The following is a 14,347-nucleotide window of genomic DNA, read 5'->3' on the forward strand; positions in this document are numbered from 1 at the left end:
CTCATTTATGTATATGGGAGCCTCACAATTCTTCTTCATATTTTTTAAAGAAATCAGTCGTTTGCCTAACCATTTTATATTTCACATCTTGCAGATGGAATAAGACAGAAGTATCACATTGATTGAATTGCCTCATTTTCTCGTATTTACGTAACAACTGTTTTCTTCCTCTTTTTTCTTGTGTTGATACGAAAACTTTAACAGGTACACAAGATGGAAGAAGCGTAAATGATTTCTTATTTATTTTTGATTCTAATTCTTCTTCTTTGGAATCATACGCCAAACATAATTCCTTCACGAGTCTCTTGTAAAAAAACTTATGCTCTTTCTCAAACTCCACATATTCGGGTAAGTCTAAACATGGATTTAACATAATGACAGAACGTATACATTCAGGGTATTTGTTCATCATTTCAAGTGCTACAAGTGCCCCCATACCATCTGCCATAATGTGCATTTTCGCATTCAATGTCTCTTTTCTCAAAACAACGTCATATAAGCGTTTTGCTAGACGAACAGATTGGTCGTTTCCCCAATGTCTTCCGTATAAATTAGAAGAAAAGACCGTGTAGCCTTCCTCAATAAGGCCATGTAAAAAATAAGATCTACCCGCATGCTGTGTCCATAAACTTGTACCATTCTCAATAAAGTAGTTATAATCACCAAGAAGCATTACAGAAAATCCATTTGGCTTCTCCGGTAAATAAATGACACATGGTTCTTTTTCTAAGTAAAAAAAACGTTCCGTAATACTCATTTTTCCCCCGCCTTATTTTCTAAACGTATAAAAGTACTCTTTTATAATGTATGAACGGAATGCAAATTTGCGTTGAAAAATCTACAAATATTTTTCTATATTCTTTTTTCAATTGTGTTACAATAAGGACAGATTGAACGAATAGAGGTGTAAAATATGCGTTTCATTTGGGCATTAATTTGGTCGTTCTTGCTTGTACATATGATGAGCTACGTAATCGGCTCTATGACTGGCGGTACATACGATTTTAACCAAGCGTCTATTTTCTCAGTTGTTCTTGCGGTATTAGTACTAGCAATTTCAGCTGCAATTCCAAACGAGCCAGTAGAACAACACTAAAAAAAGAGTCCGGATTTTATCCGAACTCTTTTTTTATTTTACATGAACGACTAATTCGTTATTTTCAACATCCACAACTACTTGACTGTTATCAGTAATCGTACCTGCAATTAATTCTCTCGCTAATTTCGTCTCAACTTGACGCTGTACATATCGTTTTAATGGACGAGCTCCGTACATCGGATCAAAGCCAGCTTCTACAACAAATTCTTTCGCTGCGTCTGTTAATTCTACTGTAATATGACGGTCAGCTAAACGACCTTGTAATTCTTTTACAATTTTATCAACAATACCTTTAATTTCATTCGTTGTAAGAGGTTTGAATAAAATAATTTCGTCGACACGGTTTAAAAACTCTGGTCGGAAATGTCCTCTTAATTGTCCCATGACAAGTTCTCTTGATTCTTCTTTAATGGAGCCATCTTCTTCTAATCCATCTAATAAATGAGCAGACCCAATATTTGAAGTCATAATAATAACTGTGTTTTTAAAGTCTACTGTACGTCCTTGCGAATCTGTAATGCGTCCGTCATCTAACATTTGTAATAAAATATTGAATACTTCTGGATGCGCTTTTTCGATTTCGTCTAATAAAATAACGGAATACGGTTTACGTCGTACCGCTTCTGTTAATTGACCGCCCTCTTCATATCCAACATATCCAGGAGGCGCACCAATTAAGCGTGACACAGCGTGTTTCTCCATATACTCAGACATATCGATACGAATCATCTGCTCTTCACTATCAAATAAAGACTGCGCTAACGTTTTTGCAAGTTCTGTTTTACCAACACCAGTCGGTCCTAAGAAGATGAAAGAACCAATTGGACGGTTCGGATCTTTAATACCAGCGCGTGCACGAAGAACTGCGTCTGATACTAAGCTTACCGCTTCCTCTTGTCCGATGACACGCTCTGATAAAATTTGCTCTAAACGTAGCAATTTCTCACGTTCACCTTCAACGAGTTTTGCAACAGGAATACCAGTCCAGCGTGAAACAATATCAGCAATTTCTTCTTCACTTACTTCCTCACGTAATAAACGATTTTCTTGTTTATTATGAGCGCCCATTTCTTCTGCTTCTTTTAACTCTTTTTCAATCGCAGGAATTTTTCCGTGGCGAAGTTCCGCTGCTTTATTTAAATCGTAATTCCCTTCTGCTTCTTCTAATTCACGGCGCAGACGCTCTAAATGTTCACGTAAGTCACGAACTTTGTGAATATCTTCTTTTTCTTTCTCCCATTTCGCTCTCATACCACTTGCAACTTCTTTTAAATCTGATAATTCACGTTGCAACGTTTTTAGACGTTCTTGGCTACCAAAGTCCTTCTCTTTTCCAAGAGCTGCTTCTTCAATTTCCAGCTGCATAATGCGGCGCGTTACTTCATCTAATTCTGTTGGCATAGAATCAATCTCTGTTCGAATCGTTGCACACGCTTCGTCAACAAGATCAATTGCTTTATCTGGTAAGAAACGATCCGAAATATATCGATCTGATAAAACTGATGCTGCTACAATCGCACGGTCATGAATATTTACACCGTGATAAATTTCAAAACGCTCTTTTAAACCACGCAAAATGGAAATTGTATCTTCAACAGTTGGTTCTTCTGCTAATACTTGTTGGAAACGTCTTTCTAGCGCTGGGTCTTTCTCAATATATTTACGATATTCATCGAGCGTCGTCGCCCCAATGCAATGCAGTTCACCGCGAGCAAGCATCGGTTTCAACATATTTCCTGCGTCCATCGCACCTTCTGTTTTACCAGCGCCGACGATTGTATGAAGTTCATCAATGAATAATAAAATGCGGCCTTCACTCTTTTTAATTTCATTTAATACAGCTTGCAGGCGCTCTTCAAACTCACCACGGAATTTCGCTCCAGCTACAAGCGCACTCATATCTAATGCAAAGATTGTTCTATCTTTTAATCCTTCTGGTACATCCTTCTTCACAATACGTTGCGCTAATCCTTCAACAATTGCTGTTTTACCAACACCTGGCTCACCAATTAAAACTGGGTTGTTTTTCGTTTTACGTGAAAGAATGCGGATTACGCGGCGAATTTCACTATCGCGGCCGATAACAGGGTCAATTTTCCCCGCTCTTACTTCCGCCACTAAATCACGGCCATATTTTTCTAACGCTTCATAAGTTGCTTCTGGATTTTGACTAGTCACTCTTTGATTCCCCCGAACTGTCATTAAAGACTGTAATAAGTTATCTTTCGTAATATGAAATCTTGTGAATAATTGGCCTATATCGCCTTTTTCTTCAGAAAAAGCAAGTAGTACATGCTCGACTGAAATGTAGTCATCTTGTAATTTTTCTGCTTCTTTTTCTGCTCTTACAAGTAATTGTTGCAGAGCACCTGTTATATATAATTTACCTGCTTCTGCACCGCTTCCCGTTACAGAAGGCTTTTTCTTAATTAAACTTTCAGCACCTTGTTTTAACGCTTCTATATCGACATTCATTTTTTGAAAAATACGCACTGCTAATCCATCTTGCTCTTCTAATAATGTAAACAAGAGATGAACAGTATCTACTTCTTGATGATGATGAGATACCGCTAAAGATTGGGCACTCATAATCGCCTCTTGTGTTTTCGTTGTCATTTGATTTAAGTCCATCTTTACAGTCCTCCAAATGTTTGACTTTCTTTGACCTTTGATTTGATTATACGCCAACTGACTTTTTTATACAATAATTTTGCTTATGTATTTTCAAACTTATTATTGGAAAAAGAAAAAGGGAGCATTCATGATACAACTGAAAAATATACGGTAAATGGAATTATAATTTGTAACGATAAAAAAGCCGCAATAATGATTGCGGCTTCTGTTACGGTTTTCTTTTATATGTCCACTGGCGGTTATGATTTGTGTTATCTGGAAACTTCTCACCAGCAGTTAATTTCACCATTTGCGGATCTTTTACCATACTTCCCGTTTCACCAATTTCTACATAAATGCCATCATTCGGCGCTTTTTGTCCAGAACGAAACCTGCGATTTTGTCCCATTTCCATTCTCCTTCCATGACGTCTTGCCTCATTAGTATATCCATTTTAAAAGAAAGCTTTTCTGTCATGTTTAGGAAACAAGTACTATATTTCGCTCTTGTACATATACATGAATGACACAAGCTTAGGAAGTGACCTCTTTCCTATTTGTAGAAAAAAAGAAACCAACCTACTATAGGCCAGTTTCAAAGGAGAGTCAAACATATACGAGAAGATTACATGTTCATTATAAGCCTCATCACGCGAGCAATGTAACCCTTTTCACAATTTGTCCATAATGAAAGAAACATTGTTTGAACTTTCTAAAAAGATGTTGACTTTTCTTAATTTCCAGCGAGAAATAGTAGACACCGCATCGCTTTGCGACGTAAGATGGATATATAGTGAAGTTTCCATCTTTGGTGGTCTCACCCAGCTTAACCTCTTATTTCTGCATATGAAAACGGAAATACAGATAGAAACAAAAATAAATTATTATAAGAGGTGAAATTATGAACAAACAGCATTTAATCGCATTAGACTTAGACGGTACTTTATTAACAGACAACAAAATAATTTCCACTCGAACGAAACATACAATTGCAAAGGCAAAGGAACAAGGACATATTGTCGTTATTTCAACAGGTCGTCCATTCCGTGCTAGTTTTGATTACTATAAAGAGCTCGGTCTGAATACACCAATCGTAAACTTTAACGGCGCTTACGTACATCATCCTCTTGATTCAAAGTGGGGCACACATCACTCTCCTCTTGAGCTAGCAACAGCACAAGAAATTGTCCGAGCTTGCTTTGATTTTGGCGTAAAAAATATATACGCTGAAGTAATGGACGATGTGTACGTTCGTGAAATTGATGAAGATAAAAAACATATTTTCGAATTCGGTTCTCCAAAGATTTTTACAGGAGACTTATTAAATACTTTAAACGATCATCCAACTTGTTTATTAATTGACGCACATGACGAGCATTCCGTTGCAATTCGTCAACATTTAACTGATATGCATGCCGAAGTAATTGACCATAGAAAATGGGGCGCGCCTTGGCCGATTATTGAAATTGTAAAAAGCGGATTAAATAAAGCTGTCGGATTACAAAAAATTTCTAGTCATTACAACATTCCACAAGAGCGAATTATCGCTTTCGGTGATGAAGATAACGACTTTGAAATGATTGAATTTGCTGGCCACGGCATCGCAATGGGAAATGCCATCCCTGAATTAAAATCACTCGCAAACCATACGACGTTAACGAACGAAGAAGATGGTATTGCATTATATTTAGAAGAGGTTCTTGGATTGTAATCTAAAAATTCCCTGCTTATAGTTTCTCGCCAAACGCTCATACTATTATTAGACGCATAAGTCAGCGCGTCGATTGTTTTCAGCTAAATAAAGGGGGTTTTTCGAATGGGTAAAAAGAACAAATCAAAACGTTTTATCCAACAAGGAGCCGATGCTGTTATGAAGCATGATGCAAGATTCCCGTACAGAGGTACATTAGCTGAGGCAGAAAAAGCGAGAAGTAACTCTTCTTTTGGAGGGGTCTAAATGGGGAACTTACTATTCCAACAAGCTAGAGACGCTGTTGCAAATGCCGTATCTTGTTCAAGCGGCGCCGAGCAACAAGATCTCGTATATAGAGCAAAAAACGCGTTGCACTCTGCTTATGCAAACTCTTCAACAGCTGAAAAAGTTCAGCTACGTGAAATGCAGGAGCAGTTGCAAAACATTACGAATTTACATTAAAAAAGAGGACCAGCTTTGGTCCTCTTTAATCTTTTCGAAACAATCCAAACACCCCAACCGTTTGCAGTACGTTTGTAAATGCACCTGGGTCCACCTGTTTAATAACCCTCTCTAATTCATATAGCTCGTAACGAGTAATAACTATCATTAACATTTCCTTATTTTCATTCGTATAAGCACCTGTTGCTGGTATAGTTGTAATCCCCCTCACTAAGCGCGAGTGAATCGCCTTTCGGACATCTGTCCCATTCTTCGTAACGATTAAAGCTGTAATCTTCACATGACGCGTATGGATCGCATCGATGATTCGCGTTGACACATACAAAGTTACCAAAGTATACAATGCTTTTTCCCATCCATACACATAGCCCGCAGCGATAATAATCAGTGCATTAAAGAAGAAAAAATACGTACCGACAGGCTTGTCTTTAATCTTTGATAAAATCATGGCGATAATATCTAAACCACCTGTAGAAGCCCCCCACTTCAAAGCAATCCCTACCCCGATTGCTGAAATAAGCCCACCAAAAATCGCATTTAATATGATGTCGTTCGAAACTGCCCTAACTGGGATAATTTCTAGAAACAAAGTCATAAAGATAACGCAAAGAAAACTAAAGAAAGTAAAGGCCTTTCCAACCTTTTTCCAGGCTAAAATAACGACGGGAATATTAAATAAACTAAACAATACCCCTGTTGATATATGAATGGATAAAAAGTCACCTAATATTTGTGATAACAATTGAGATAATCCAGCAAATCCACTCGCGTACACTTTCGCTGGCGTTAAAAATAAATTCATTCCAATCGCATTTAACAAACCTGCGATGATTACTACGATTAACTTCTTTATAAGTTCGGTATAATTTAACTTCAAATCCATTTCTAATCCACCCTTATTATTCATGAATGCACTGCTATACATAGTCTTTACGAAAAAGGAAATGATAAACGTACAACGTTTAGAAATGGAGTTGATACATATGCCACATACGAGTGACAACGATAAAAAAGCACGCGATAATAATGCAAAACGCGCACAAAAAAATGAGCAAGAACAAAAAAATATTCAGCAAGGTAAGCGTGCCTATTCTAAAAAGACCGATCACCTTTGATTCCATCGTACATCAACAATATTGTTGATGTACTTTTTTTACATTTCACAGGAAAAAACATTAAAAATTCACTTCATGTTCACTTCTATATTCTACAATAGCGATAACATATTCGGATGAGGTGTTGGCATGAGAGGAAAACACATTTTCATTATTACTGCACTACTAAGTATATTAATGCTATCTGCTTGTGGACAAAAAAACGACTCAGATACAGTCGCTACAGCAACAGACTCAACCATTACGAAGGGCGACTTCGAAAAACAGTTGAAAGATCGTTACGGAAAAGACATGCTATACGAAATGATGGCGCAAGACGTTATCACAAAAAAATATACAGTATCTGACGATGATGTAGATAAAGAAGTACAAAAAGCGAAAAATCAATACGGAGACCAATTTAAAAACGTATTGAAAAACAATGGTTTAAAAGATGAAACTGATTTCAAAAATCAAATTAAGTTCAAACTTGCTATGAATGAAGCGATTAAGAAAAGCATTACAGAAAAAGACGTGAAAGATCACTATAAACCAGAAATTAAAGCGAGCCATATTTTAGTAAGCGATGAAAACGAAGCGAAAGAAATAAAGAAAAAGTTAGATGCTGGTGCTTCATTTGAAGAATTAGCAAAGCAAGAATCACAAGATCTACTATCAAAAGAAAAAGGCGGAGACCTTGGATACTTTAATTCAGGTAAAATGGCACCTGAATTTGAAACAGCTGCCTACAAACTAAAGGTCGGACAAATTAGCGATCCCGTTACATCACCAAACGGTTATCATATTATTAAATTAACTGATAAAAAAGATTTAAAACCTTATGATGAAGTGAAAGACTCTATTCGCAAACACTTAGAAGAAGAGCGTCTCGCTGACCCTATATTCAGCAAAAAACTATTACAAAAAGAATTAAAAAAGGCAAATATTAAAATAAACGATAGTGACTTGGAAGATACGTTTAGTCTTGTGCATGAACAAGGGAATTAAAAAAGCACCACCTTATATTTGAAAAATATAAGGTGGTGCTTTTTATTTCCTTTACTTCTTAAAGTACGTCCAACCTTCTTCTTGATAAATCTTTTCTTCTTTCATCAACTTACCAAGCGCACGCTTAAACGCAGCTTTACTCATATTGAAACGTTCTTTAATGTCTTCTGGGTAACTCTTATCCCAAAACGGCATTGCTCCGCCTCGTTCTTCCATATATGCATAAATTACTGCAGCATCATCTTCCATTCCCTCTTCTTTACGAGGAAGAAGTGAAATGTTAATTGTACCGTCATCTTTCACGTCAATAATACGACCAGTTACACGTTCACCGATGCGGACTTGTTCTTTTCTTTCCGTATGGTGTAAGAAAGCACGGAAATGCTCATCAGTTAGTATGAATGAACCAACTTGAAGTGAACGATACACACGTCCATTTACGTTTTTATTACGCATAGATGGCGTCGCATCTACGATAATTTCTTGCATATCACTGTCTCTTGCCGGAAGAGCGATAAGGCGATCACGATTCGTTAATTTTAGCGTACAATATAATTCGTCTCCAACTTCTGGCCATACTGGCATATAAATTGGGAACTCATCAGCCGGGATTAGTATATCTTTTGATACACCAATATCAACAAACACACCTAAACTAGGAATAACTTCTACAACCTTTACCCAGTTCCAATCATACGTTGTAATAATTGGCTCTTTCATTGTTGCTGAAATACGATTTTGATGATCAAGGTATAAGAATACATCAATCGTATCGCCTTCTTCAATTTCTCCAGCTACTTCGTTTTTATGTAGGAAAATTTCTTCTTCTTCATTCCCAACCATATATCCGATTTCCGTTTCGCGTAAAACAGTTACCTGTTCAATCGATCCTATTTGTAAGTACATATTTTTTAATTCCCTTCTCTATATATAAAGTGAAACTTTAATCAGTGGGGGTTTTGTTCCTTCCCACTGATTATTAGTTGAACCAATCGGGCTTTTACGGGCAGTTGATCTCCCGCCTCCCTTCTTTGCTACAGTCGAATTTTTAGGTGGGAGTCTTACTGCCCGTTAATGCGGGGTAAAATTAACTTTTTTATATTTTTATCATTCCAAACAAAAGTTAATTATAACACGATTTTTCCTTTATTTGTCCAACTGCCCAAAATTCACTATAATAAAATGAGGTTACATGAATATAAGTATGAAAACACTTAAGTCTAGACTCGTTTTCAGCTATACTTTAGTATGTACAGTACATAAAAAGATTAGAAATTTATTTGGAGGTGCTAACTATGGCAAAAGATAGTTCTTTTGACATCGTTTCGAAAGTAGAATTACCTGAAGTAACAAACGCAATTAATATCGCATTAAAGGAAATCCAAAACCGATATGACTTTAAAGGAAGTAAAAGTGATATTAAATTAGAAAAAGAAGTACTTGTTTTAACTTCTGACGATGAGTTCAAATTAGACCAAGTAAAAGACGTTCTAATTTCTAAACTTGTAAAACGTAACGTTCCAATTAAGAACTTAGATTACGGAAAAGTTGAAGCTGCAACTGGTAATACTGTTCGCCAACGTGCAACACTTCAACAAGGTATCGATAAAGATAACGCGAAAAAAATTAACAACATCATTAAAGAAATGAAATTAAAAGTAAAAACACAAGTACAAGATGACCAAGTACGTGTTACAGCGAAAAGCCGTGATGACTTACAAGCAGTTATCGCTGCAGTTCGCAGTGCTGATTTACCGATTGACGTACAATTCATTAACTACCGTTAAAAAGAAAAACATCCTCTGCACAGAGGATGTTTTTCTTTTTAACGGTAGGGAAACTCACAATCGGATAGTTTGCATAAAGTGAAACTTTAATCAGTGGGGTTTTCTTCACCCCAACTGATTATTAGCCCCCCACCTAACTTCTTTGCTTTCGCTGAATTTTAAGGTGGAGGGATAAATCAAGGAAGCCCTTTTGAAAATCGATACAAACTCCCCCTCCCGGCTCAAATGTAACAAATTATGAGTATAAGAATATTTTCCACCCTTTCATGTAATGTACAATGAGTAAGGAATTTGTTTTATGAAAAATATTCATTAAAAAAGAGTTAGAAGTGGTTATTTGAAAAAATTAATACTATGGTTTTTATTAACTACATTCTGTCTACATATTGCAGGATGTTCTAATAATATGACTACAATCAAGGATAAATCTAAAACTTCAACACCAGCGAAGTGCAAACACATCAACAAAGCTTGGTATAAGAAACATATGTAATGCGATAATCGCATTAACTTAATTTTAATACTATATAGACGGAAATATAAATTATTAACAAGGATACAAACTTCAAAAAAAAAAAAAAAAAAAAAAAAAAACGGTTTTAGAATCAAGTTTATAGAAAATAATAAGATGTTTATAAGCGTAAAACCTACGGGAATTTCCCCTGTAGGTTTTGTTCTATGTATAAGGAATTTTTAAGGATTTATAGATGTTTTTTTAAATATTTTTCTTTAATCCTTTTTATATAATGCTCTTTTTCTGTTAGTTCAAATATAAATAATGCTTTTTTCATGTTATCAACAACATCTTCTTCATTATGTTCTTTAATCCTTAATAAATTCCAGCCCTTTAAATAGTATAGTTCACCTAATAGGTATAACGTGTTTAGATTAATAGCTAATTTGATGCCCTTATCAAGGTATTTCATTGCCTCTTCATGTTGATATGCCTGACCTAAACAGTTCGCTAAATTAAAAATGATTTTTAATTTAATTTCTCTATCTCTAGGAAAATCTAACTTATTAAAGTTAGTTAAACATTTTCTTAATATATCAATACTTTTTTCATACTCTTTATTTTCCGCATAAAATATGGACATTGTCTGCATAATATCTATTTCTCTTTCTGATAAAAAATCAGCATTGGTTAACGTTAGTTTTAATGCATTATTTAAAAGATCTAGAGCCGTTTTTGTTGATCTATTCACCATAAATATAGCAATTGCTTCATGCCATAGTAGAAATTGTTTATCTTCTTTTGTCTGGAAAGCATTTTCATCTTTTTCTTTTTTTACTATCTCATAAAGTTCTGTATATTGTTTTTGCTTTATGCAATCTCTTATTACACATTTTACATTTTCTACATATTTCAATCTTTTATTTTGAGTTAGTGCAAATATATTATTCGGATCAATACCAAGTCTTTCAGATAGTTGATATAACAATATACTCGATGGAAAAATCATACCTTTTTCTATTTTGCTAATTTGACTTTGTGAACATATTCCATGACACAATTCAGATTGTGATATATTCTTTTTCACTCTAAGTTCTTTAATGGTAATACCCAAATCGTAAAATTCCATTTTTCCTCCTCAAATGTGTAATCCTTAATGAGTATAAGACTATTTTTCATCCTTTAATGTAATGTAAAATTCGTATAGTTGCAATTATTGTTTGTTCTTACAGACTTTTCACTTCTTTACTCAGCTGCATTTCGAAGTGAGAGTCTTACTTCATAGAAAAACAGACTAGGGAGAAAGTTGTCTCCTTAGCCTGGGAATACCTCTCATTAGAGGCCTTTTCACACTTATTAAGAGCTACTCATTTCCGTCTCTTTTTAACCGCAAGTAAAAACGCAATAAACAATACGTTCACACCAACGATTAAAGAGATAAATAGCCAATTCACACCTGTTTCCCCGTTAACTTTATACACATTTGACTCTTCACGCTTTAAAACAAGATAAAAATTTCCGTTTTCTTTTCTTATAATTTCATCCTCTAACAATCCTCGTAACTCTTGTTTTTCACCAATTGCACTTACAGGTAAAGCAACTTTTTGTGTTTCTTTTGTATTATTAATCGCTACTATTGTCACTTCATCTTTATACTTTCTCTTTAGTACACTCATTCCATCTTTATCGTACAGAAGCTCAAACGTACCGCGTCGTAGAGATGGTCTCGCTTGTCTAAGCTCACCGAGTTTCGTTATGTGCTGCATAAATTTTTCATCTGATTTGAAATCCATTAGTCGTCTATTATCCGGGATATCCCCTCCATCTAATGCAATTTCAGTTCCGTAATAAAAATTCGGAATACCTGGTGATGTTAATAAATATGTAAGGGCTAGTTTCAAGCGAGATGGTGGATAGTTCATATTCTCTTTTGCAATACGAGCAAATCTTTTCGTATCTTGATTATCTAAAAATGTAGTGGATTCCCCGTCTTTTTTACTCATATCATATAAAGCTTTCACCGATACGTCCGCTTTAGAAAACGCTCCTACTATTTTTTCGTTGTATTCACTATCTTCTTTTGTCATAATACGAAAATCTTTCTTTATCGCTTGCATATCTTTTTGCACGTCATCCCAGAAAGAACGCGACTTTTTTTCACTATGTATTACATAACTTGCATCTAAATCGACTTCTTTGATCCACCATTTCATCGCGTCGATGACTTGTTGTTCGTTCTCTCCAAGCGGAAATTGAAGTACAATTTTCATTCCTTTTGCGTGAGCAGCTTGTACAAGTTCTTTCACATCATTTTCTGTTCCGAAATGTTCATTTACCTTTTGAAAATTGTGCACGTCTAATCCATCGTAATTTCCACTTTCAAAAAGCGGAGAAAGCATAACAGTGGTAAATCCCATTTCTTTTATGTAATCCAGTCTTTTTATAATCCCTCTTATATCTCCGCCTTGATATCCTTCTAAATTACCAACTTCTAACTGTTTGTCATTTTTCGGTTTTCCATTATTAAAGCGATCAATCATAATGGAATATATAACTTCGTCTCGCCACTCTCTTTTTTCATCTGCAAACGTATGTATTGGTACAAATAAAACGACAGCTAAACAAAAATAAATGAACAGTTTCCTAGTATGTATTTTCCCCACACGCATCCCCCATGTTTTTTAATTGTAAGAATATTATACCAATTATCCAAACGAATCGCATACGTTGATTTCATTCTTCTCAAATTATCTCATGTTAGTTTTTCTAACACAAACCAAAAAGTTTTCTGAATTTTTAGTTGATTTTTCTTTTTATTTCGAATATGATATGAAACATAACAAATTAATGTTACATTTTCTAACATTATAGGAGGAGAGAGAATGAATACGGGAGATACTGTTTTTATGTTTGTATCAACAGTAATGGTCATGTTAATGACACCAGGATTGGCACTTTTTTATGGGGGCATGGTTCGCAGTAAAAACGTACTTAGTACGACAATGCATAGTTATAGCGCAATGGCTATCGTTTCGATTCAATGGATTGTAATTGGTTATTCTTTATCATTCGGACCAGATTGGCACGGACTTATCGGCACACTCGATTGGTTCGGTTTAAACGGAGTTACCTACGCACCAAATCCAGACTACTCATCTACTATTCCTCACAATTTATTTATGATGTTCCAGCTTATGTTTGCTATTTTAACTCCCGCTTTAATTTCAGGTGCATTCGCCGAAAGAATGCGATTTTCAGCTTTCCTTATTTTTATCCTTCTATGGACAACAATCGTTTACAATCCTGTAGCTCATTGGGTATGGGGCGTTGGTGGGTGGCTAAGAGAGCTTGGCGCGTTAGACTTCGCTGGTGGTAATGTCGTTCATATTACATCTGGCGTCGCTGGCCTTGTATTAGCTATTTTCCTAGGGAAACGAAAAAACATAAACGGTTCTTCTCCTCACCATTTACCATTTACGATGTTAGGCGCAGGTTTACTATGGTTCGGCTGGTTCGGTTTTAACGTCGGTAGCGCATTATCTTTAAATGATGTAGCTTTAACTGCATTTATTAACACAAATATAGCCGCCGCTGCCTCCGCATTAACTTGGATGCTTTCAGAATGGTTCTTTCAATCAAAACCGACTGCGATGGGAGCTGCTTGCGGAGTCGTTTCCGGTTTAGTCGCTATTACACCAGCTTGCGGGTTCGTTACACCTTTCTCCGCTCTTCTTATCGGAGCGATCGGCGGCGTATTATGCTTCGGAGCAGTCTTTTTCTTAAAAACAAAATTTGGATACGACGACACACTCGATGCATTCGGATGCCACGGCATCGGCGGAACTTGGGGCGGCATTGCGACAGGACTATTTGCAACTACTACTGTAAACAGCGATGGTGCGAACGGATTATTTTACGGAAACGCCGCTTTACTGTCCAAACAACTTGTAGCAATCGGCGCAACATATGCATTCACGATCATCATGACGTATGCCATTATTAAAGCGATTAACTTCTTCCTCCCCGTTCGGGTAGATGAGCACGAAGAACATATGGGCCTTGATATTTCGATGCATGGGGAGAAAGCTTATGAATATACGGAGCGAGTGAACTAAAAAAGAGATGCAATCTATCGGTA

General features: G+C 35.9%; 15 protein-coding genes. 8 read left to right on the forward strand and 7 right to left on the reverse strand.

Annotated elements, in window-relative coordinates:
• Positions 1–22: 22 nt before the first annotated feature.
• Positions 23–757, reverse strand: coding sequence for a lipase family protein (locus tag AC3WTI_RS12185; RefSeq protein WP_000028705.1), 735 nt, complete (start codon positions 755–757; stop codon positions 23–25).
• A gap of 156 nt (positions 758–913) precedes the next feature.
• Here AC3WTI_RS12185 and AC3WTI_RS12190 point away from each other — a divergent pair, with 156 nt between their 5' ends.
• Positions 914–1,096: a YjzD family protein gene (locus AC3WTI_RS12190; RefSeq protein ID WP_001211116.1), complete on the forward strand. Its 183-nt coding sequence runs from the start codon at positions 914–916 to the stop codon at positions 1,094–1,096.
• A gap of 33 nt (positions 1,097–1,129) precedes the next feature.
• Here the strand turns inward: AC3WTI_RS12190 and clpB are convergent, their stop codons facing one another.
• The gene (clpB, locus tag AC3WTI_RS12195) at positions 1,130–3,730 is read right to left on the reverse strand and encodes an ATP-dependent chaperone ClpB (RefSeq protein WP_097840677.1); all 2,601 of its coding nucleotides are present in this window, start codon (positions 3,728–3,730) and stop codon (positions 1,130–1,132) included.
• Between the two features lie 211 nt (positions 3,731–3,941).
• Positions 3,942–4,121 carry a YjzC family protein gene (locus AC3WTI_RS12200; protein ID WP_000531421.1) on the reverse strand — a complete coding sequence of 60 codons (180 nt, stop codon included), beginning with the start codon at positions 4,119–4,121 and terminating at the stop codon, positions 3,942–3,944.
• A 491-nt stretch (positions 4,122–4,612) separates the two neighbouring features.
• Between AC3WTI_RS12200 and AC3WTI_RS12205 the strand changes: the two genes are divergently transcribed.
• The 3 genes from AC3WTI_RS12205 to AC3WTI_RS12215 all read left to right on the forward strand — a co-directional run bounded on the left by AC3WTI_RS12205 (position 4,613) and on the right by AC3WTI_RS12215 (position 5,866).
• A complete protein-coding gene (locus AC3WTI_RS12205; RefSeq protein ID WP_087957718.1) occupies positions 4,613–5,422 on the forward strand; it encodes a Cof-type HAD-IIB family hydrolase in 810 nt (269 codons plus the stop codon).
• Positions 5,423–5,527: 105 nt separating this feature from the next.
• Positions 5,528–5,668 carry a hypothetical protein gene (locus AC3WTI_RS12210; RefSeq protein ID WP_000516816.1) on the forward strand — a complete coding sequence of 47 codons (141 nt, stop codon included), beginning with the start codon at positions 5,528–5,530 and terminating at the stop codon, positions 5,666–5,668.
• The gene (locus AC3WTI_RS12215; RefSeq protein ID WP_000527393.1) at positions 5,669–5,866 is read left to right on the forward strand and encodes a DUF3813 domain-containing protein; all 198 of its coding nucleotides are present in this window, start codon (positions 5,669–5,671) and stop codon (positions 5,864–5,866) included.
• Positions 5,867–5,891: 25 nt separating this feature from the next.
• On the opposite strand, the gene AC3WTI_RS12220 is transcribed toward AC3WTI_RS12215, so the two are convergent.
• Positions 5,892–6,749 carry a YitT family protein gene (locus AC3WTI_RS12220; RefSeq protein ID WP_097840678.1) on the reverse strand — a complete coding sequence of 286 codons (858 nt, stop codon included), beginning with the start codon at positions 6,747–6,749 and terminating at the stop codon, positions 5,892–5,894.
• A gap of 100 nt (positions 6,750–6,849) precedes the next feature.
• Between AC3WTI_RS12220 and AC3WTI_RS12225 the strand changes: the two genes are divergently transcribed.
• Entirely contained in the window at positions 6,850–6,981 is a 132-nt protein-coding gene (locus AC3WTI_RS12225; protein WP_001120847.1) for a DUF3941 domain-containing protein, read from the forward strand.
• Between the two features lie 129 nt (positions 6,982–7,110).
• Positions 7,111–7,968 carry a peptidylprolyl isomerase PrsA gene (gene prsA, locus AC3WTI_RS12230; protein ID WP_087957716.1) on the forward strand — a complete coding sequence of 286 codons (858 nt, stop codon included), beginning with the start codon at positions 7,111–7,113 and terminating at the stop codon, positions 7,966–7,968.
• Positions 7,969–8,019: 51 nt separating this feature from the next.
• Here the strand turns inward: prsA and AC3WTI_RS12235 are convergent, their stop codons facing one another.
• On the reverse strand, positions 8,020–8,874 hold the full coding sequence (locus tag AC3WTI_RS12235) for a CvfB family protein (RefSeq protein WP_087957714.1): 855 nt from the start codon (positions 8,872–8,874) through the stop codon (positions 8,020–8,022).
• Between the two features lie 389 nt (positions 8,875–9,263).
• Between AC3WTI_RS12235 and AC3WTI_RS12240 the strand changes: the two genes are divergently transcribed.
• Positions 9,264–9,755, forward strand: a complete 492-nt coding sequence (locus tag AC3WTI_RS12240) for a YajQ family cyclic di-GMP-binding protein (protein ID WP_001040146.1) — start codon at positions 9,264–9,266, stop codon at positions 9,753–9,755.
• Between the two features lie 701 nt (positions 9,756–10,456).
• Here the strand turns inward: AC3WTI_RS12240 and AC3WTI_RS12245 are convergent.
• Together AC3WTI_RS12245 and AC3WTI_RS12250 are read right to left on the reverse strand one after the other, a co-directional pair.
• On the reverse strand, positions 10,457–11,338 hold the full coding sequence (locus AC3WTI_RS12245; protein ID WP_087957713.1) for a helix-turn-helix domain-containing protein: 882 nt from the start codon (positions 11,336–11,338) through the stop codon (positions 10,457–10,459).
• A gap of 238 nt (positions 11,339–11,576) precedes the next feature.
• Entirely contained in the window at positions 11,577–12,878 is a 1,302-nt protein-coding gene (locus tag AC3WTI_RS12250) for an alpha-amylase family glycosyl hydrolase (protein ID WP_492304367.1), read from the reverse strand.
• A 213-nt stretch (positions 12,879–13,091) separates the two neighbouring features.
• Here AC3WTI_RS12250 and AC3WTI_RS12255 point away from each other — a divergent pair, with 213 nt between their 5' ends.
• Entirely contained in the window at positions 13,092–14,324 is a 1,233-nt protein-coding gene (locus AC3WTI_RS12255; protein WP_097840681.1) for an ammonium transporter, read from the forward strand.
• The last annotated feature ends 23 nt before the right edge of the window (positions 14,325–14,347 follow it).

Source organism: Bacillus sp. EB106-02-03-XG38, assembly GCF_058792175.1.